Below are 20555 nucleotides of genomic sequence, written 5' to 3'. Positions count from 1 at the left end.
CGATGCTGACCAAGAAACAACTCGATCTGCTGGAATTCATCCACACGCGCACGCAGCGCGACGGAGTGCCGCCGTCCTTTGATGAGATGAAAGAGGCACTGGATCTACGCTCCAAATCCGGCATTCACCGATTGATCACAGCGCTGGAAGAACGCGGCTACATCCGCCGCCTTGCGCACCGTGCCCGTGCTTTGGAAGTTGTGAAACTGCCAGAAAGCCTCGGCGGGCCGAGCTCAACCGGGTTTACCCCGCGTGTGATCGAAGGCGACAAACCAGATAGCACTCCTCCTCAAGCGATGCCGGTTGAGGCGGCGTCGCTTGATATTCCGGTGATGGGTAAGATTGCTGCCGGTGTGCCGATTGAAGCGATCAGCCATGCCTCGCACAATGTTGCTGTGCCGAAATCAATGCTTGGCAATGGCGAACATTACGCGTTGGAGGTTAAGGGCGACTCAATGATCAACGCTGGCATCAATGATGGGGACATCGTGATTGTGCGCGAAACCTCTGTTGCGGATGACGGGGATATCGTTGTGGCCTTGGTCGAAGGTCAGGAGGCAACGTTGAAAACGCTGCGCCGTAACGGATCTTCTATTGCATTGGAGGCCGCTAACCCCGCCTATGAAACCCGCGTGTTCCGTGACGAACAGGTCAAGGTTCAGGGGAAACTGGCTGGTTTGATCCGGACCTACTAACCCCTTGGAAATCAGAACGCGACAGTAGGTTCGCGCCCGACACCGAGGGCGGCTCTGAATTTGCGCCGCATGCGCTGCAATGTTTTGTGGGTCCAATCCATAGTAAACTTAGCTCATTCGCACCCGCCCTGGGGGGCGGGGTCGGGCGCGAACCGGATCGCAGGCGATCCGGATGACAAGGTTCAATCGACCGAACTTCGACTTCAAATGACAGCTCACTTACCACTCTGCCAAAACGGGCGCCTCCTGCGGGCTGTTTTCCCTTTGCAGTGCCCATGACTCTGGGATCGGTTGGGAATAGGCATAGGCATTCCAAGGGCGTACACCGCTCGCCTACCGGCCGGATTGGATCAGCAAATGATCGTCCTCAATGTCCATGGCGAGGGAACCGGATCGGCGCAATGCGGTTTGATCAAACACAAGGCAATTCCTGTCGCTGGTCACGTCCTGATTGCTAATCAACACATCCGCATCGCCGCAGCCCTCCAGATCGCTCAGCGCCGTTTTGCCTGAGACAAGCAGGACGGACCACTCGCCCAACGTTGCGCGATACAAACGTTCCGCGGTTTCAATCCCTTCCCTTCCCTTGCCGCGGCCGCCCGCTGCGGAACGGGTGCGCCATCGTTTTCCAACCAAATCTTAGCCACGAATCCATGGCCCGTCGCGCGAGACAGGTCGCGCCCTTCGGGTGTCGCAAGGCCCATGAATCCGCCTGTATTCGCCACCAAGAGCGCGGGACGCTCGGAGGAGGTCCACAGCACAAACCCAGCTGCGACGGCGATGCCCCCTGCCATGCGCAGATGGCCTTGCCACAAGACGATGATCAACAGACCAAGGGCGATCAACGGGAGCACGCGCGTATCTGGTGCCGCAACATGGCTAACCGCGCCGGGTTGATTGGCGGTGTTTTCGGCCACGAAGAGAATCCAGCGCAAGCCGATGTCCATCCCGAGGAAGCCGATGCTTTCCAGACCCAGCGGGGCCAAGATAGCCGCGACAACTGCTGACGGCATCACCAACGCCCCCATGATCGGCACACTCAATACATTCGCAATCAAGCCGAAATGCGCGATTTGGTTGAAGTGCGCTGCGGCGAATGGCACTGTCGCAAGACCAGCGACGCCGGAGGAGACAACAACCGAAAACGCCCCCCGCGCCCATTTCGGGTAGCGATAAAGGTCGACATGGCGCAATAGGCCAAAGACAAAGACCAAGGCCGTCGTCGCCGCGAATGACATCTGAAATCCTGGGCCAATCAATGCTTCAGGCCGTAGGATCAAAACGATGGTTGCGGCAATGGCGACCGCGCGCAAAGTCAAGGCGCGCCGATCCAAAATCACGGCCAGAAACATGACCGAGACCATGATGAAGGCGCGTTCCGTCGCCACGTTTCCACCTGACAACAGGAGATAAACCGCTCCGATCAAGATTGCTGTGGCAGCTGCGATCTTCTTAGTCGACCATTGGACGCCTATGTGCGGCCACAACACCATAGCGGACCGGATCAGCAGAAACACAAATCCCGTCAAAAGGCCCATGTGCAGGCCCGAAATCGCCAAAAGATGCGCGAGGTTCGCTGCACGCAAATCTTCCATTGTCGTGGTCGCTATGCCCGATCGATCACCCGTCGTGATCGCAACCGCAAACCCACCCGTTTCCTCTGTCATTGCACCAAGGACATGTTTGGAGATGCGATCCCGAAGGGTAGCGATAGCAATGTCGGTCTCACCCGTAGCCGGCAAAAGCCGCAACACAGGATTACGAGTGTAACCAACAGCCCCAAGTTCGAGAAACCATGCATGCCGTTGAAAATCAAAACCGCCCGGTTCGGCAGGGCCGGACGGCGGGCCAAGGTGGCCGGTCGTCATCAGGGTATCGCCGGGGTGATACGCCGTATACGATTGATCGCCATGCACCGACACCCGCACGCGGTCGGGGGTGTCCGTAGGTGCGATATTGAACAGGACCACCCGATCCAACGTCAGACGGAACGCGTCACTGGCAGAGCGGTCGATATGCACCACCCTGCCCTCAATCGGCCCATAGTAGCGAAAATCGAGCACAGGGGCGCGGACCAATTCCGTCCTCACCTTGGCCAATCCGGCCCCTGCGCCTACGAGAGCGAGAGCGATAAGGAGCGGTGCTCACGCGTACCCGATGACGCGCGATAGAAGAGTTAGGAGGAGCACAATCGCTCCGACACCGATCCATACCTCAAAGGCAGGTTCCGACTTCAGGCCGAGATAGAGCCCGATCCCTATTCCAAGGAATACTGGAACCCAGCCAACAAAGTGCCCTCTTTGCGCAAGCAGCCCGCTGGAGATCAATCGGAAGGGCTGCACTTGTTCTTACCTCCCGTCTTTCGTATCCCCCAGCGAAGAGAAACCTGCCTGATTTTGGTAAACCAAAGGTTAAACTGCCCATGACCGTCGTAACACGCTTCGCCCCCTCACCGACTGGATCGCTGCACATCGGTGGCGCACGGACCGCATTGTTCAACTGGCTTTACGCCCGAGGACGCGGCGGGAAATTCTTGTTGCGGATCGAAGATACGGATCGCGCGCGGTCGTCAGATGAAAACACGCAAGCGATTTTGGATGGTCTGACTTGGTTGGGCTTGGATTGGGATGGAGAGCCTTCTAGCCAGTTTGCGAATGCCGAACGTCATGCTGAGGTGGCCCATGAGCTGCTCGCCAATGGCAAAGCTTACAAGTGCTTCTCGACGCAGGATGAAATTGAGGCGTTCCGCGAAATGGCACGCGCTGAGAATACTTCGACCTTGTTCCGCTCGCCATGGCGCGATGTGGCTGAAGAGGATCACCCTGATGCGCCTTATGTGGTCCGGATCAAAGCCCCGCGCGAGGGGTCTACGACTCTGCATGATGAGGTTCAGGGCGATGTGACATGGCAAAATGATCAGTTGGACGACATGATCCTACTGCGGTCTGATGGCACGCCCGTTTATATGCTGGCTGTCGTGGTTGACGACCATGACATGGGCGTCACGCACATCATTCGAGGCGACGATCACTTAGTGAATGCTTTCCGTCAAAACCTGATTTACGAGGCGATGGGATGGGACAAGCCCGTTCTGGCTCATATCCCGCTGATCTTTGGCCCTGATGGTAAGAAGCTCTCAAAACGGCATGGTGCGACGGGCGCCGCGGAGTATCAAAAGATGGGTTATCCCGCAGCGGGGATGCGCAACTATTTGGCCCGCCTCGGCTGGAGCCATGGGGACGATGAGTTCTTTACTGACGCGCAGGCAAAGGAATGGTTCGACCTTGATGGAATTGGCAAATCACCAGCCCGATTTGATTTCAAAAAACTGGAGAATATCTGCGGTCAGCACATTGCTGCGAGTGACGATGCTGCACTGCTGCATGAAATCAAAGCGTTTTTGGCCGTCACGGGCGCCGATCCATTGACTGACACACAATCTCACGGCCTGTTGACCGCGATGTATTGTTTGAAAGATCGCGCCAAAACCTTTCCGCAACTTCTTGAAAAGGCTCACTTTGTCCTTGCGGAACGCCCGTTGGAGCGGGATGAGAGATCTGACAAAATGCTCGATACGGTATCCCGTGGTATACTGAGCGAATTGACGCCGCAGTTGCAAAATGCTAGCTGGGACCGAGACACGCTGGAGGGTCTTGTCGCCGCACTCGCAGAGGCACATGACACCAAACTGGGTAAGCTGGCAGGCCCGCTTCGGGCGGCACTGGCTGGGCGCTCGGTCTCCCCTTCGGTCTTTGACATGATGCTTGTCATCGGGCGCGACGAAACCATCGCGCGTCTGGAAGAAGCATCCGCCTGACACGCGACTGTAACGGTTCCTCGTTAAGTCCACCAAAGGCTAGAAAATGCAAACACCGGCCCGTGCACCCGCGCGCGCCGCGCTAGGAGGTAGAGTGATATGTCTGACGCCACAAAAACCGCAACGCTGACCATTGATGGGCAGGACTATGAGCTGCCGATCTACTCTCCGACCGCTGGACCGGATGTTTTGGACATCCGCAAGCTTTATGCTCAAGCCGGTGTGTTCACATATGACCCGGGCTTTACGTCTACGGCGTCCACTGACTCCACAATTACCTTTATTGATGGCGGTAAAGGTGAGTTGTTGCACCGTGGCTACCCGATTGATCAGCTGGCTGCCAAATCTCATTATCTCGAAGTGTGCTATCTGCTGCTTTATGGTGAGCTGCCGTCGGCTGCTCAGTTAGAAGATTTCGAAAGCCGTGTGACCAACCACACTATGCTTCACGAGCAAATGATGAACTTTTTCCGTGGCTTCCGCCGCGATGCGCATCCAATGGCGATTATGGTTGGCGTCGTTGGTGCAATGTCTGCGTTCTATCACGATTCAACCGACCCATCCGATCCATGGCAGCGTGAAGTGGCGTCCATCCGGCTGATCGCAAAGATGCCGACAATCGCGGCGATGGCCTACAAATACCACATCGGTCAGCCGTTCGTGTACCCGCGCAATGATCTGGACTATGCGTCAAACTTCCTGCGCATGTGTTTCTCCGTCCCAGCCGAAGACTACGAAGTTGATCCGATCCTCGCCCGCGCGATGGATCGTATCTTTACGCTGCACGCCGATCACGAACAGAACGCGTCTACCTCGACAGTGCGTCTGGCCTCTTCATCCGGCGCGAATCCATTTGCGTGTATCGCAGCCGGTATCGCGTGCCTTTGGGGCCCTGCCCATGGGGGCGCGAACCAAGCGTGTTTGGAAATGCTGCGTGAAATTGGCACCGTCGACCGGATTCCTGAGTTCATCGCCCGTGCGAAGGACAAGGAAGACCCGTTCCGCCTGATGGGCTTTGGCCACCGCGTTTACAAAAACTTCGACCCACGGGCGACCGTGATGAAGGAAAGCGCGGATGAGGTGCTTGATCTTCTGGGCGTAGAGAACAATCCAACGTTGCAAGTGGCGAAGGAGCTGGAGAAAGCCGCCTTGGCCGATCCGTATTTCGCAGAAAAGAAACTGTTCCCAAATGTGGATTTCTATTCCGGGATCATCCTCGAAGCGATGGGTTTCCCGACATCTATGTTCACGCCGATCTTTGCGCTGTCACGGACGGTGGGCTGGATTTCACAGTGGAAAGAACAGCTGTCCGATCCAGCGTTGAAGATCGGTCGCCCACGCCAGCTCTATATGGGCGAAACAAGCCGCGATTACATGGACATCGAAAACCGCTAAGACTTCAAAAGCCACCTCCGGGTGGCTTTTTTCATGCCCAGTTGCTCTTTCATCTTGGCCAATAAACTCCCTGGGGGGGGAAGTTTATTGCAAAAAAAATGGGAAGAGTTTTAGAAAAAACTCTATGTCGCTCTACACGGTTACGTCGAAATCATAGAGCCAACTGAGCCGCCTCAAGAACGCGTTGGGAGCCACAACGCCGAGCCCCCTCAAAGCCATATGCGACGCCCAGCGTTGTGGCCCAGAGAGGTGGTAGTTCTTTGCATTCGCATTCGCAGCGTCAATCGCGCGGATTACCCTAGGACGACGCATGTTCTGGTAGGTGCCTAAACCCTGTACACGCCCATCTCGTTCAACAGATCGGGCCAGAACATAGGCGTCTTCAATTGCAAGGTTCGCGCCCTGGGCGAGGAACGGCAAAGTCGGATGGGCGGCGTCGCCGAGCATAGTCATTCGACCTTTAACCCAGCTTTGCGCGACCTCATGTCGGAAAAGACCCCAAAGGTTCACGGTCTCAACTTTTTCCAGCAAAGCTCTGATATCCGGTGCAAAATCCGAAAATGCGTCTTGTAGATTGGCAGGATCGTCTGCGTGGTTCCATCCCTCCTTAGCCCAATTCGAGCGTTCTTGAACGGCCACCAAATTGATCTGGTTCGGTCCGAGCGGATAGAGAACGATGTGCCGACCCGGCCCCATAATCACTTGGGCCGCATTGGTCATGCTCCCGCTGACAATCGCGCGCCACGCGACTTGGCCGGCGAAAAACGGCTCAGTGGGGCCATTTATCAAAGCGCGGCCGATGGAATGAATGCCATCCGCGAAGACTACCAGATCGAATTGTGCGTGGGTTGCGTCCACGTCTTCGAAGGACATCACCCCTTCGTCGGTCGCGGAAGCGACACGACTGTTGGTATGAAGCTGAACGCCGCGTCCAATACAGGCGTTGACCAACATTTCAAGCAGCTTGGCGCGGTGCACAAAATGATAACGCGGCGATTGGGCGGAGAGATCAAAACCCGTGATCGCCTTCCCCGTCAGCCCATCAACCGGCACAACGGCTTCGGCTTCGATCCCGATGCGCGGCAAAAACTCAAGCAGACCTAAGGCTTGAAACACCCGCGCGGCGTTCGGCGTGATTTGGATGCCAGCCCCGACCTCGGTAAACTCTTTGGCTTGCTCTAAGACAGAAACGCTTGCTCCGCGATCGGCAAAAGCAAGCGCTGCGGTTAACCCGCCAATACCACCGCCGACGATGCCAACGGTGAAACCATCTAGATCAGTCGTCGCGATGAACCTTCTCGCGGCGTTCGTGGCGTTCCTGCGCTTCAAGGCTCATGGTCGCAATCGGACGTGCGTCCAAACGCTTGAGGGAAATCGGCTCACCAGTAATTGAGCAATAGCCGTATTCCCCTTCGTCGATACGACGCAGAGCAGCGTCAATCTTGGCCACCAGCTTGCGTTCGCGGTCGCGTGTGCGCAGCTCAAGCGCGCGGTCTGTTTCTTCGGAGGCACGGTCGGCCACATCTGGAATATTGCGTGTCTGATCCTTCATACCAGCAACGGTGTCACTGCTGTTGTCAAGGATGTCGTTTTTCCAGTTGATCAGCTTCCGTCTGAAGTATTCGATTTGGCGATCGTTCATAAACGGTTCGTCTTCGGCAGGACGGTAATCTTCGTCCAAGAACACTTCAGCTTTCATGCTTTTTCCCATTTTTTTTTAGTCGCTGCGGCTTGACTACGTGGCGTCAGCAACCTTTCCCCAAAACAGTTTTGCACCCTCTACGCCTTTGCGGCGCGACTGTCACCCCCAAAAAGCCCGTGACACAGTGTGTTGATGCGGCGTCAAAGCACGCATAGGGTGCGGCAAATTCTTGATGAGGCGATGATGCGATTCCAAGGCACTGACAACTACGTAGCCACTGACGATCTGAAAATCGCGGTAAACGCCGCTGTGACCTTGGAGCGGCCACTGCTCGTTAAAGGCGAACCCGGGACGGGAAAGACCGAATTGGCGCGTCAGGTCAGCGCAGCTTTGGGGCTGCCGATGATTGAGTGGCACATCAAATCGACGACCAAAGCGCAGCAGGGGTTGTATGAATACGATGCCGTCAGCCGCTTGCGAGACAGCCAATTGGGCGACGAGCGGGTTCATGACGTCAAAAACTACATCAAGAAAGGCAAGCTTTGGCAGGCGTTTGAGGCCGAGGAAAAGGTCGTTCTGTTGATTGATGAGATCGACAAAGCAGACATCGAATTCCCCAATGACCTGCTGCAAGAACTCGATCGGATGGAGTTTCATGTCTATGAAACCGGTGAGACGATTAAGGCCGATAATCGGCCGATTGTGATCATCACGTCGAACAATGAAAAAGAGCTGCCAGATGCGTTTTTACGCCGGTGTTTCTTTCACTACATCCAGTTCCCCGATGCAGAGACGATGAAGAAAATCGTTGAGGTCCATCACCCCGGGATCAAAGAGGCCTTGCTGACAACCGCGCTGACGCAATTCTATGAGATCCGAGACACCGCCGGCTTGAAGAAAAAGCCGTCTACGTCTGAGGTTTTGGATTGGTTGAAGCTGTTGTTAGCGGAGGACTTGGATGCAGAAGACCTCAAACGCGATGGTGCGAATGCTTTGCCGAAGCTGCACGGGGCTTTGCTGAAGAACGAGCAAGACGTGCATTTGTTTGAGCGTTTGGCCTTTATGGCGCGCGGACAGCGTTAAATCTGAGTCTTTCTCGCAACGGTGAGGAATCATGGCGTTGCAAGGTCTCGTTAGCGGATGATTTACCATACGAATCCATAGTTAATTGCGGTGTCCCCGATTGAGAGGGACCGCAGTGCTGCGGCACTGACGAAATAAGATGGAGAGCAGAGATGGCAGAGGCGAAATTGCCCGTCACCATTCGTGAACTGCGTTCCGAAGATCGGGACGCATGGCAGGCGCTTTGGACGGCTTACCTAGAGTTTTACGAATCTTCAGTCGCAGACGTAGTTTACGACACCACCTTTGCCCGCCTTTTGGGGGATGATCCGCAAGATTACACCTGCTTGGTGGCAGAGCATGACGGAAAGCTTGTTGGGCTGACGCATTATCTATTTCACCGGCACAATTGGCGGGTTGAGAACGTTGTTTACTTGCAAGACCTTTACGCTGTGCCAGAAGCGCGCGGGCTGGGTGTTGGGCGCGCTTTGATCGAAGCGGTGTATAAGGCCGCTGACGCGGCGGGCTGCCCTTCGGTCTATTGGACGACACAAGATGACAATGTCACGGCCCAAAAACTATACGACCGGATCGCGACCAAGACCAATTTCATCAAATACCAGAGGCCCGCATGATCAACCGGCTGGCGGCATTGGCGTTGACCCTTTTGGTCGCCTGTGCGCCGGTTCAGCGTGACAGCGCACTGCCAACGCGGGCGGCCTCGATCGTGCAAGACCTGCCGCCGATGCGTGCCTTTGCCCCTGCCCCTTTGGTGCCGCCAAAGCGATCAAATGCCGAAATCGCACGGGATTTTCTTGATCTCAGTTTCCGCATGGAAAGTGGGAAAGAACTGCCCTTTATGACACGGTTTGAGGGGCCGATCACGGTGCGGCTGACGGGGGAGACCTCCGATCAGATGCTCGATGATCTTCACGCGCTTTTGACTCGACTGCGCCGCGAGGCGGGCATCAACATTCTGATGACCAACGAGGATGATGCTTCGATCACTGTTGAAGCGATTCCGCTGAACACCTTGCAAGGGGTTGCTCCAAGGGCTGCCTGTTTTGTCGTTCCACGGGTCGAAAGCTGGGCAGAGTTCAGCCGCAAAGCTGGCACGTCTGCTTTGGACTGGTCAACCTTAGAGCGTCGCGAAAGGGCTTCCGTTTTCATCCCCTCCGATGCGGCCCCGCAAGAGGTGCGCGACTGCCTCCATGAAGAATTGGCGCAAGCGATTGGTCCGCTGAACGATCTCTACCGCTTGCCGGACAGTATCTTTAACGACGACAACATTCACACCGTCCTCACCGGTTTTGATATGTTGATCTTGCGCGCTTACTACGCGCCTGAGATGCGCAATGGCATGACCGACGCCGAAGCTTTGGAAGTTATCCCAACCGTGTTGGCCCGCCTGAACCCTGCCGGTCGGTCGATTTCTCCGCAAAGCCGCTCCGCGACAAGCCGCGAATGGATTGATGCGATGGCAACAGCGGTGAGTTCGGGATCAAGCCAAAACCGCAGGCGTCGCGCAGCACAATCGGCTATTGCGATTGGTACGGACTCCGGTTGGAGCGGGCCGCGTCAGGGCTTTGCCTATTATGCCTATGGCCGGCTTGAGGTTGCCAATGATCCACAGCGCGCCCTGCGCGCTTTTGATGCCGCAGAGGCGCTTTATCGTCAGAGCGACAACACCGACATTCACGCAGCCCACATCGCTGTTCAAAAGGCGGCGTTCACATTGGCTTCTGGCGATACGGATGCCACGCTTGCGCTGACCAACGCAGCCATTCCGGTGGCAGAGCAGCATCAGAACGCGGCCCTCCTCTCCACTCTGATGATGTTCAAAGCCGAAGCCTTGGATATGAGGGGCAATAACGACGCCGCGGATGCGGTCCGACTGGACAGTTTGGGCTGGGCAAGATACGGGTTCGGCTCGGACAGAAACGTTCAGGCCCGGCTTGCCGAAGTGGCTTCGCTGCGCCCCTTCTAAGGGACCACACCAATGATCTACCCTCTTGCTGGACTTTTGATCGGCGCGATTGTGGGGGCCGTGCGCGCCAAGATGCGCGGCGGCAAAGTGCTGGACATGCTGCAATGGGGCGCAGTCTTTGCAATGATCTTCGGCCTGATCGGACTGTTCGCTTTGGTCTTTATTGAGCGCAGCCTAACCTAATGTTCCTGCCGTTCTTCGACAATCTGCGCCGCGCGAAAGTGCCCGTCAGTTTGCGAGAGTTTTTGTCATTCCTTGAGGCGATGAAAGCCGGTCTGGCGACGTACGATATTGAGGCGTTCTACTTCCTCGCCCGCGCGATCATGGTCAAAGACGAACGCCATATCGATCGTTTTGATCAAGCCTTTGCGGCCACGTTTTCAGGGTTGGAAGAGATCAGCGCGGCAGATGTGCTGAACGCCGTCGACATTCCCGAAGAATGGCTGCGTAAGATGACAGAGAAGCATTTGTCAGAAGAGGAAAAAGCCGAGATCGAAGCCTTAGGCGGGTTCGATAAGCTGATGGAGACGCTGAAAGAACGTTTGAAGGAACAGGAAGGGCGCCATCAGGGGGGCAATAAATGGATTGGCACAGGTGGCACCTCCCCATTTGGCGCTTATGGCTACAATCCGGAAGGCGTTCGGATCGGGCAAAAGGAAAGCCGCCATCAGCGCGCGGTAAAGGTCTGGGACAAACGAGAGTTTCGTAATCTTGATGGCGATGTGGAGCTGGGGACACGCAATATCAAGGTTGCGTTGAAACGGCTACGCCGCTGGGCCCGCGACGGGGCGGAGGAAGAATTAGACCTCCCCGGTACGATCCAATCCACGGCCGAACATGGGTATATCGACGTCAAAACGCGGCCTGAACGGCGGAATGCGGTGAAAGTTTTGCTGTTTTTGGACATCGGTGGATCGATGGATGCGCACGTGAAGATCGTCGAAGAACTTTTCAGCGCGGCCAAGGCTGAATTTAAGCATATGGAGCATTTTTATTTCCACAATTGCCTGTATGAAGGGGTGTGGAAGGACAACCGCCGCCGGTGGGATCAGCAGACGCCAACCTGGGATGTGCTGCGCACGTATGGCCCTGATTACAAATGTATTTTCGTAGGCGACGCCAGCATGTCGCCTTATGAGATTGCCTTTGCCGGTGGCGCCAATGAGCATTGGAACAAAGAAGCAGGCCATGTCTGGCTTGAACGTGCGCGGGATCAATGGGCGGGCCATCTTTGGATCAATCCAGTGCCGGAGAAATACTGGGGCTACACCCAATCGATTGGGATGATCCAAGAGGTATTCGGTGCAGATCGCATGGTGCCGATGACGCTGTCGGGCATTGAGACAGGCATGAAGGTATTGGTGCGGTAGCTCACGATCACTATCCAAAGCGTTGACGCGCCGAAATTTGCGAGACAACGTCTCCCCATGACACTTCATTTTGATCGCCCCGAATATGAGATGCGCCAGTCACGCGCCAAGCAGGCGCTATCTGAGCGTGGGCTTGATGCCTTGTTGATGTTTGCCCCCGAAAGCCAGTTTTGGATTTGCGGCTATGACACCTTTGGCTTTGCAATGTTCCAATGCCTTGTTCTTACCGCGGAGGGAGAGCTTCATCTGCTCACACGGATGCCCGACCTCAGGCAAGCGCAGGTGACGTCGACATTGGTAAATGACCAGATCCACATTTGGCCAGAACATGAGGGGGCCAATCCGGCGCGGGATTTGGCAGCATTGCTGTCCGATCTGGGCGTGACGGGTCGGATTGGGTTTGAAAGTGATACGGCAGGTTTGTCAGATAAAAACGGTCAGGCCATACGGGCCGAGATCAGCGGCTTGGAAGACGCATCGGGCCTGATCCGTACCCTGCGACGGGATAAATCAGACGCGGAGGTCGCGATGCACCGCAAAGCCGCGGCGCTGTCTGACGACGCGTTGGATGCGGCTTTGGCCGCCACCAAAGCCGGTGCCTTCGAGGGCGATATTTTGGCCGATATGCAAGGCGCCGTCTTTCGCGGTGGGGGGGACTATGCGGGCAATGAGTTTATCATCGGTTCGGCCGAACGCGCCCTGCTCTGCCGCTATTTCTCTGGTCGGCGTCATCTTGATGCGACGGATCAACTGACGCTCGAATGGTCCGGCGTTTATGCCCGCTATCACGCGGCGATGATGCGCACGGTTCTGGTGGGCACACCGTCAGATGCGCATAAACGCCTACACGGTTTGGTCGAAGAGGCGCTGATTTCTTGCGAGGCCGCAATCAAACCAGGGCAACCGATGGGCGATGTTTACGCGGCCCATGCGGACGTGTTCGACAAGGCCGGCATGTCCGATGCGCGGCTGCAAGCCTGCGGCTATGGCATGGGGGCAGTCTACACGCCGATTTGGATCGACTTTCCGATGTTCTATGAAGGCAACCCGCTACTGATGCGCAAAAATCAGGTGTTCTTTCTGCATATGATCCTGATGGACAGCGACAACGGCCATGCGATGACACTGGGGCATTCCGTTCTTGTCACCGAAGATGGATGCGAACGGCTGTCGCGGCATGACACAACTTTGCTCGTGCGGTGACATTCTGAAATTCGCCCCCATATAAGAGCTATGATCAAACTTACCCCGATCCTTCTGGCCGTTCTTTATGGTCTTGTGATGTACCGCTTTTCGGTCTGGCGCACGTCGCGGGAATTGGACGCACAATCGACGGAACTGGCCGATCCGATGCTGCGCACTTTGATGGACCGTATGGCCAAAGCTTTGGATATCGAGCGGATCAAGGTCTATATCTATGAAATCGAACCCGTGAACGGGCTGGCCGCACCAGATGGCCGGATTTTCATCACCCGAGGGTTCTTCAACAAATATAGATCTGGTCAGGTCACAGCGGATGAGATGGCATCGGTCATCGCGCATGAGCTTGGACACGTCGCTTTGGGCCATTCGCGCCGGCGGATGATCGATTTCTCCAGCCAAAACGCAATGCGCACGGCGCTCGCGATGATGTTTAACCGCTTCATTCCGTTCATCGGGCCCTTCATCGCAAATTTCATGATGAGTATTTTGGCCGCGCGATTGTCGCGCTCGGATGAGTTTGAAGCGGATGCTTACGCCTCTGCGCTATTGGTGAAGGCGGGGATTGGCACAGAGCCGCAGAAATCGTTGTTTCATAAGTTAGAGCATCTAACGGGTGCGCGCGGCGCGTCTGTTCCTGCGTGGATTATGAGCCATCCCAAGACCGACAGGCGGATTGCTGCGATTGAGGCGAATGAAGCGAAATGGGCGGCTGAGTAAAGCTTTGCTAACCGACCCTTCGGGGAGAGTTTTCTGGCCAAGATGAACGATTTTTTATTCTGCCGCGACGCGTTTGGGGTTTAGAATGTCTTTTAGGTAGCGGCCCGTGTGGCTTTCAGCGACTTGAGCGACCTCTTCTGGAATGCCGGTCGCGACGATCTTGCCGCCACCGTCACCGCCTTCCGGGCCAATGTCGATGATATGATCGGCGGTTTTGACCACATCGAGGTTGTGTTCGATGACGATCACCGAATTGCCCTGATCCACCAATTCATGAAGCACTTCCAAGAGCTTACGCACATCTTCGAAGTGCAAACCTGTTGTCGGTTCATCGAGGATATAGAGCGTGCGGCCTGTTGATCGTTTGGCGAGTTCTTTGGACAGTTTGACTCGCTGTGCTTCACCGCCAGAAAGCGTCGTCGCTTGTTGGCCAACCTTGATATAACCGAGCCCCACGCGCATCAGCGCATCCATCTTTTCGCGGATGGAAGGCACGGCTTTAAAGAACTCCTGCGCGTCTTCGACGGTCATGTTCAGCACATCGGCAATGGATTTGCCTTTGAACTTGATCTCAAGCGTTTCGCGGTTGTAACGCGCGCCTTTGCAGGTTTCGCATTCGACGTAGACGTCTGGCAAGAAGTGCATTTCGATCTTGATCACACCGTCGCCCTGACAAGCCTCGCACCGGCCGCCTTTGACGTTGAAGCTGAAGCGACCGGGTTTGTACCCGCGCGCTTTGGATTCAGGGAGCCCCGCAAACCAATCGCGGATCGGTGTGAAAGCGCCGGTATAAGTCGCGGGGTTTGATCGTGGCGTGCGGCCAATCGGGCGTTGATCGATATCGATGACTTTGTCGAGGTGTTCCAGCCCTTTGATCGTCTCGCAAGGTGCGGGCGTTTGCCGTGCGCCGTTCAGTTTCATGGAGGCAGTTTTGAACAGCGTCTCAATCGTTAGGGTGGATTTGCCACCGCCTGACACACCGGTGACGCAGACGAACTGGCCCAAGGGGAACTCCGCCGTGACGTTTTGGAGGTTGTTGCCGGTGGCCTTGATGACTTCGACCGACTTTCCTTTGCCTTTGCGCCGCTCTGCCGGAACCGCAATTTCGCGAGTTCCAACGAGGTATTCGCCTGTCACCGACCCTGCGTGATCCATGATCTGTTGGGGCGTGCCTTTGGCGACCACCTGTCCGCCGTGCACACCTGCCCCCGGACCGATATCGAAGACATAATCCGCCTCGCGGATCGCCTCTTCGTCATGTTCTACGACGATCACGGTGTTCCCCTGATCGCGCAGGTTTTTCAGCGTGGTCAAAAGGCGGTCATTGTCGCGCTGGTGCAGGCCGATCGAGGGTTCATCGAGGACATAGAGTACCCCCGTTAGGCCAGAACCGATCTGAGAAGCGAGCCGGATACGCTGGCTTTCACCACCCGACAGCGTGCCCGAATTGCGGGACAATGTGAGGTATTCGAGACCCACGTTGTTGAGGAACCCAAGGCGTTCGCGGATTTCCTTGAGGATCGCCTTTGCAATCTCATTCTTCTGGGCCGTCAGATTGTCGGGAACAGTGAGGCACCAGTCGTAGGCTTCCTTGATCGACATTTCGACCACTTGCCCGACATGCAGCAAGGCGTCGTGTGATCCGATCTTCACCGCCAAAGCCTCTTGCCGCAAACGGTAGCCGCCGCATGTGCCACAGTGGCGGTTGTTTTGATACTGTTCGAACTCTTCGCGGATCCAGTTGCTGTCGGTTTCGCGGTAGCGCCGTTCCATGTTCGGGATCACGCCCTCAAAGGCGCGCTCGACCTGATAGACGCGGCCCCCTTCGTCATAGCGGAATTTGATCTCTTCCTTGCCGGAGCCGCGCAGGAACACGTTCTGGATCTTGGGATCGAGGTCTTTCCAGCGGGAGTTCTTATCAAAACCATAGTGCTTCGCGATGGCTTCGATGGTTTGTAGGAAATACGGCGATTTGCCTTTGCGCCATGGGGCCAAAGCGCCATCCGCGATCTTCAAGGTCACATCCGGCACGACCAGCTGTTCGTCGAAAAACAGCTCTACCCCCAAGCCATCACAGGACGGGCACGCCCCGAACGGTGCGTTGAAGGAGAAAAGGCGCGGCTCAATCTCGGGGATCGTGAAGCCGGAGACGGGACAGGCGAAATTCTCTGAAAAGGTGATCCGTTCCGGATCGCCCTCAGAGGGCGCGGTTTCCAAAATGCAGATGCCATCTGCCAGATCGAGAGCGGTACGGAAGCTATCAGCAAGCCGCGTTTCGATGCCTTCTCGAACGACGATCCGATCAACGACCACGTCGATATCATGACGGAATTTCTTATCTAGCGTTGGGGGTTCATCAAGATCGTAGAATTCGCCATCGACCTTGACCCGTTGAAAACCCTGCTTGCGCAGTTCCAGGAACTCCTTGCGATATTCGCCTTTCCTGTCGCGGATGATAGGGGCCAACATGTATCCGCGCGTGCCCTCCTCCAAGGTCATTACGCGGTCGACCATGTCCTGAACCTGTTGCGCTTCAATCGGCAGGCCGGTGGCGGGCGAGTATGGCGTGCCGACGCGGGCAAAGAGCAAACGGAGGTAGTCGTAGATTTCCGTGATCGTGCCAACAGTAGAGCGCGGGTTCTTTGATGTGGTCTTTTGCTCAATTGAGATCGCAGGGCTAAGGCCCGCGATATGATCCACATCCGGCTTTTCCATCATATCAAGGAACTGCCGCGCATAGGCCGAGAGCGATTCAACATAACGGCGCTGGCCTTCGGCATAGATCGTATCGAAGGCCAATGAGGATTTGCCCGAGCCGGACAGGCCGGTGATCACTACAAGCTGATCGCGCGGAATATCGACATCGATATTCTTCAGATTGTGTTCCCGCGCGCCGCGCACTTCGATATTTTTCAGTTCAGCCATCAGGCCCCCCAAGAGCATCTGCGGTTCAGATAGCACGCTGACATGTCTTCGCTACCCCAAATACAGAACAAAGCATGAACTTACGAGAGATATTTTTGCGGTTTTGGTCGGGTATTCCTGACCCATGGCCGACTTATTCTATTCAGATCGATACTCTTGTGGTTCATTTAACTCAAAGAGTTAAGGGATTTGATGATGAAACGACCAATAAGTTGCGCAGCAGCGGTGATGATTGCGACCTCTGCAATGGCGCAGGAACAGCCGAACACGATCCTTGTTTTGGACGGATCAGGCTCCATGTGGGGTCAGATTGATGGTGTGGCAAAGATCACGATTGCGCAGGATGTTGTAGGGCAATTGCTTGGTACAATTCCAGCCGATCAGGGCTTGGGCCTGACGGTTTACGGCCATCGCGAGCGGGGCAACTGCACTGATATTGAGACGATTGTGGCCCCTGCCCCTGGAACCGCTGGCGCCATTCGGGATGCGGTATCGGGGATCAAGCCGCTTGGCAAAACGCCTATGACCGACGCGGTGATCGCAGCCGCGCAAGCGCTGCGTTACACCGAAGACAAGGCAACAGTGATCCTCGTGTCGGATGGGGTTGAGACCTGCAACCCTGATCCATGCGCCGCGGCACGCCTGTTGGAAGAAGCGGGCATCGACTTTACGGCCCATGTTGTTGGCTTTGATGTTGGGTCCGACCCAGAAGCCTTGGCACAGATGCAGTGTATCGCTGGCGAAACGGGTGGTCAGTTCCTCACCGCGGACAATGCAGGGCAGTTGGCCGAAGCGCTGACCCAAGTGGCCGCCGCGCCTGAGCCGGAGCCCGAACCGGAACCGATCATTGGTGAAGTGACGTTTGAAGCGCGTCTGGATACCGAAGACGGCCCCCTGATCGATACTCCGCTGTTGTGGACGCTGAACCCTTTGCCGGAAAACGTAGCGGCTGAGGAAATGGGCAATGAACTTGTGTTCGAGATGGAGCAAGGCTCTTACGAGGTGACGGCCTATTGGCTGGCGCAGGAAGTGGAGCAGACCAAACAATTCATCGCGACAGCCAATCCGCGCACCGTGGTGATGGTGTTTGAAACGCCTGCCCAAACCGCAACCGTCACTGCACCTGAAACGGCGCCTGTTGGATCGACGATTGAGATTGGCTGGAATGGCCCGGATGAAGAACGCGATGTGATCGGCGTGACGGAGGCGTCGGTGAACGACACATCCTATGTCTATCGGTTCTCAAACAGCGTCAGAACCGATACCGGCAACCCCGTCTCGCTCCTGATGCCGACGACGCCAGGCGACTATGTGATTGAATATTCCTTAGGCGCAACCAACGAGCGCATTGGCGAACAAGCGATCATACTTACCCCGGTTGAGGCCAGCATTTTCGCGCCCGAAACTGTTGAAGCAGGCTCTCAGATTGAGGTCGGTTGGGACGGCCCAGGGTATGACCGCGACTATATCGGGATCACAGCTGCGGATTACAAAGATACCAGCTATCCCTACCGGTTTGTAACCAATACAGCCCGCCTCGACGACACGCGGGTGGCAAAACTCACCGCGCCGACAGAACCGGGAAGCTATGTGATCGAATATGCCTTTGGTCAGGACAATTCCCGCCTCGCCGCCGTTCCTTTGGAAGTGGTCGCTGTCAGCGCAAGTCTCACCGCGCCTGACAGTGTCGAGGCAGGATCAACCTTTGAAGTTTCATGGTCAGGCCCGGGGTATGATCGCGACTATATCGGGATCACTGCCGCCGATGCCGAAGACATCGGCTATGTCTATCGCTTTGCAACGGATATTGTTCGCGTAAGCGACGGGGATGTTTTGAACGTCCGCGCTCCGGTCGAACCTGGCAGCTATGTGCTGGAGTATGTGATCAATCAGGATCATTCACGCCTCGCTTCCGTTCCTCTGGAAGTGGTGGACGTTCAGGCGGGCGTTACTGCACCCGCCAGCGTCCCCGCTGGATCCACGTTTGAGGTGGAATGGTCCGGTCCTGGGTATGAGCGAGACTACATCGGCATCACAGCCGCAGATGCCGAAGACATCGGCTATGTCTACCGCTTTGCAACGGACATCAAACGGGTTAGCGATAGCGATGGAAATACCGTGCGAGTGCGTGCCCCAGCAGACCCGGGCCAGTACATCGTCGAATATGTGGTCAATCAGGATCACTCGCGACTGGCCTTCGCTCCGATTGAGGTTACTGCCCTTTCGGCAAGCGTCACCGCACCCAACACAGCACCCGCGGGGTCCGTCATCGAAGTTGCATGGACCGGTCCAGGATATGAGCGGGACTATGTCGGCGTGACCGCCGCAGACGTCGAGGACATTGGCTATGTCTACCGTTTCGCCACCACCACAAAACGGGTCAGTGAAGGCGATGTGCTCAACGTGCAATTGCCAACCATGCCAGGTGACTATGTCATTGAGTATGTCCTCGATCAGGACAATTCGCGATTAGCGTCTTCCACGATTGAGGTGACGCCCGTCACAGCGACGCTCACCGCGCCCAGCACTGGCGCGGCAGGGTCAACGATCGAAGTTGCGTGGACCGGACCGGCCTACAGTCGTGACTATATCGGCGTGACGGCAGCGGATTACGAGGACACAAACTACCCCTATAGGTTCTCCAGCGATACCCTTCGCGTCGATGGCGGCGATGTTCTGAACATTGCGCTGCCGGAAGAGCCAGGATTGTATGTGATCGAATACGTCTTCGGCCTCGACAACACACGGTTGGTTTCCGTTCCGATCACCGTGAACTGATCTTAAAGGCGGAGCAATCCCTTGCTTCGCCTATTTTTTTTGGTCACTGCGACTGACCAATCGTTTCCAAACTCCGTACATAAAGGGCTAGGAAGAAGATATGTTTCTCAAATCCTTAACTGTTTTGATATTTATTAATTACATACACGTAAAAATTGCATAATTAGCAAAAAACGTCTCCTCAAATCAATCTTGAAGTGTAGTGTTTCGAAGTCGCAACAGAGAACCGGCGGGTTTTTTTATCACGAAAGGATATCATAAACTATGAAATATCAGGTAATATTTTTGGGAATAGCAAGTTTGGCGCTCACCGCATGCGGCGGTGGAAGTAGTGGAGGCGGCGGTGGAGAGTTCGTTGTTTCAAATGCAATTATCGACGGTATCGAACTGCCAACTGGCGGAGATCTCGCTGTGTACCCCCAGGAAGTTCAGGATCTGATCACAGAGTTCCAAGACCGGAACGAGAACACACCGCAAGCGTCAAACATTCCGACGATGGGAACGGCAAACTACAGAGGTACATTCGGCATTAGCGTCGAAGACGGCGATGTGATTGTGGCCGCCATCTATGGTGATTTGGCCTTGGCGGCGGATTGGGACAACCCCAACGGCGATCTTGTGACAGGCAAAGTTACCAATCTTTCAGTCGTAGATGGCGGCGGTACTTATAATCCTACCGGGAGTCTCGCGATCGACGCTCCAATCTCTGGTCCGTCTTTGGAACTTGGAACAGTCAAAGGCACCTTTTCGCTTCCGAACGGTGACTTCAATCTGAACGGCAGTTTTGATGGTGCTTTTGCAGGTGATGGCGCGAGCAGCATGTTAGGACAAACCGAAGGCACAATGACGTATCCCGACAATACCACAGATAGTTTCTCCGGCCTTTGGTACGCCGACTAAGACGCGACCGACACAGAAAACAAAAATGCCCGACAATCAGTCGGGCATTTTCTTGCTTCGATGG

General features: G+C 55.7%; 18 protein-coding genes. 13 read left to right on the top strand and 5 right to left on the bottom strand.

Annotated features, from left to right (window positions below; translation table 11 throughout):
* Window positions 1-2: 2 nt before the first annotated feature.
* Complete coding sequence (lexA, locus tag BUA85_RS01835) at window positions 3-695, top strand: transcriptional repressor LexA (RefSeq protein WP_072898838.1); 693 nt, start codon at window positions 3-5, stop codon at window positions 693-695.
* Window positions 696-1052: 357 nt separating this feature from the next.
* Window positions 1053-1208 (top strand): hypothetical protein, encoded by a 156-nt coding sequence (locus BUA85_RS16885; protein WP_242648974.1) that lies wholly within the window; start codon window positions 1053-1055, stop codon window positions 1206-1208.
* On the opposite strand, the gene BUA85_RS01830 is transcribed toward BUA85_RS16885, so the two are convergent.
* Window positions 1190-2785 (bottom strand): ComEC/Rec2 family competence protein, encoded by a 1596-nt coding sequence (locus tag BUA85_RS01830; RefSeq protein ID WP_242649020.1) that lies wholly within the window; start codon window positions 2783-2785, stop codon window positions 1190-1192. The genes BUA85_RS16885 and BUA85_RS01830 overlap by 19 nt on opposite strands.
* A gap of 54 nt (window positions 2786-2839) precedes the next feature.
* On the bottom strand, window positions 2840-3037 hold the full coding sequence (locus BUA85_RS16880) for a hypothetical protein (RefSeq protein WP_242648973.1): 198 nt from the start codon (window positions 3035-3037) through the stop codon (window positions 2840-2842).
* Between the two features lie 74 nt (window positions 3038-3111).
* On the opposite strand from BUA85_RS16880, the gene gltX reads away from it, so the two are divergent.
* Both gltX and gltA read left to right on the top strand, forming a co-directional pair.
* On the top strand, window positions 3112-4512 hold the full coding sequence (gene gltX, locus BUA85_RS01825; RefSeq protein WP_110559045.1) for a glutamate--tRNA ligase: 1401 nt from the start codon (window positions 3112-3114) through the stop codon (window positions 4510-4512).
* 99 nt (window positions 4513-4611) lie between these two features.
* On the top strand, window positions 4612-5907 hold the full coding sequence (gene gltA / locus BUA85_RS01820) for a citrate synthase (RefSeq protein ID WP_072898835.1): 1296 nt from the start codon (window positions 4612-4614) through the stop codon (window positions 5905-5907).
* Window positions 5908-6039: 132 nt separating this feature from the next.
* On the opposite strand, the gene BUA85_RS01815 is transcribed toward gltA, so the two are convergent.
* On the bottom strand, window positions 6040-7236 hold the full coding sequence (locus BUA85_RS01815; protein WP_242648972.1) for an FAD-dependent monooxygenase: 1197 nt from the start codon (window positions 7234-7236) through the stop codon (window positions 6040-6042).
* Window positions 7184-7606, bottom strand: coding sequence for an RNA polymerase-binding protein DksA (gene dksA, locus BUA85_RS01810; protein ID WP_072898833.1), 423 nt, complete (start codon window positions 7604-7606; stop codon window positions 7184-7186). The genes BUA85_RS01815 and dksA overlap by 53 nt, the downstream gene beginning before the upstream one ends.
* Window positions 7607-7792: 186 nt before the next feature.
* Between dksA and BUA85_RS01805 the strand changes: the two genes are divergently transcribed.
* The 7 genes from BUA85_RS01805 to BUA85_RS01780 all read left to right on the top strand — a co-directional run bounded on the left by BUA85_RS01805 (window position 7793) and on the right by BUA85_RS01780 (window position 13888).
* Window positions 7793-8632 (top strand): AAA family ATPase, encoded by an 840-nt coding sequence (locus BUA85_RS01805; protein WP_072900365.1) that lies wholly within the window; start codon window positions 7793-7795, stop codon window positions 8630-8632.
* A 152-nt stretch (window positions 8633-8784) separates the two neighbouring features.
* Window positions 8785-9246, top strand: coding sequence for a GNAT family N-acetyltransferase (locus BUA85_RS01800; protein ID WP_072898831.1), 462 nt, complete (start codon window positions 8785-8787; stop codon window positions 9244-9246).
* The gene (locus tag BUA85_RS01795; RefSeq protein ID WP_072898829.1) at window positions 9243-10598 is read left to right on the top strand and encodes a DUF2927 domain-containing protein; all 1356 of its coding nucleotides are present in this window, start codon (window positions 9243-9245) and stop codon (window positions 10596-10598) included. The genes BUA85_RS01800 and BUA85_RS01795 overlap by 4 nt, the downstream gene beginning before the upstream one ends.
* Window positions 10599-10610: 12 nt before the next feature.
* Window positions 10611-10781 (top strand): hypothetical protein, encoded by a 171-nt coding sequence (locus tag BUA85_RS16715; protein ID WP_165611562.1) that lies wholly within the window; start codon window positions 10611-10613, stop codon window positions 10779-10781.
* Window positions 10781-11968 (top strand): vWA domain-containing protein, encoded by a 1188-nt coding sequence (locus tag BUA85_RS01790; RefSeq protein ID WP_072898827.1) that lies wholly within the window; start codon window positions 10781-10783, stop codon window positions 11966-11968. Before BUA85_RS16715 ends, BUA85_RS01790 begins: the two co-directional genes overlap by 1 nt.
* A 57-nt stretch (window positions 11969-12025) precedes the next feature.
* The gene (locus BUA85_RS01785) at window positions 12026-13171 is read left to right on the top strand and encodes a M24 family metallopeptidase (RefSeq protein ID WP_072898824.1); all 1146 of its coding nucleotides are present in this window, start codon (window positions 12026-12028) and stop codon (window positions 13169-13171) included.
* Between the two features lie 30 nt (window positions 13172-13201).
* Window positions 13202-13888 carry a M48 family metallopeptidase gene (locus BUA85_RS01780; RefSeq protein WP_072898822.1) on the top strand — a complete coding sequence of 229 codons (687 nt, stop codon included), beginning with the start codon at window positions 13202-13204 and terminating at the stop codon, window positions 13886-13888.
* Between the two features lie 54 nt (window positions 13889-13942).
* Here the strand turns inward: BUA85_RS01780 and uvrA are convergent, their stop codons facing one another.
* Window positions 13943-16813 carry an excinuclease ABC subunit UvrA gene (gene uvrA / locus BUA85_RS01775; RefSeq protein WP_072900364.1) on the bottom strand — a complete coding sequence of 957 codons (2871 nt, stop codon included), beginning with the start codon at window positions 16811-16813 and terminating at the stop codon, window positions 13943-13945.
* 195 nt (window positions 16814-17008) lie between these two features.
* Here uvrA and BUA85_RS01770 point away from each other — a divergent pair, with 195 nt between their 5' ends.
* Together BUA85_RS01770 and BUA85_RS01765 are read left to right on the top strand one after the other, a co-directional pair.
* A complete protein-coding gene (locus BUA85_RS01770; protein ID WP_072898820.1) occupies window positions 17009-19591 on the top strand; it encodes a VWA domain-containing protein in 2583 nt (860 codons plus the stop codon).
* 264 nt (window positions 19592-19855) lie between these two features.
* The gene (locus tag BUA85_RS01765) at window positions 19856-20491 is read left to right on the top strand and encodes a hypothetical protein (protein ID WP_131802753.1); all 636 of its coding nucleotides are present in this window, start codon (window positions 19856-19858) and stop codon (window positions 20489-20491) included.
* Window positions 20492-20555: the final 64 nt, after the last annotated feature.

Origin of the sequence: Cognatiyoonia sediminum, from assembly GCF_900129845.1 — a bacterium.
GTDB classification, from domain to species: Bacteria; Pseudomonadota; Alphaproteobacteria; order Rhodobacterales; family Rhodobacteraceae; genus Cognatiyoonia; species Cognatiyoonia sediminum.
Note: the sequence above shows the minus strand (reverse complement) of the source record. Positions and strands in the feature narration are given on the sequence as shown.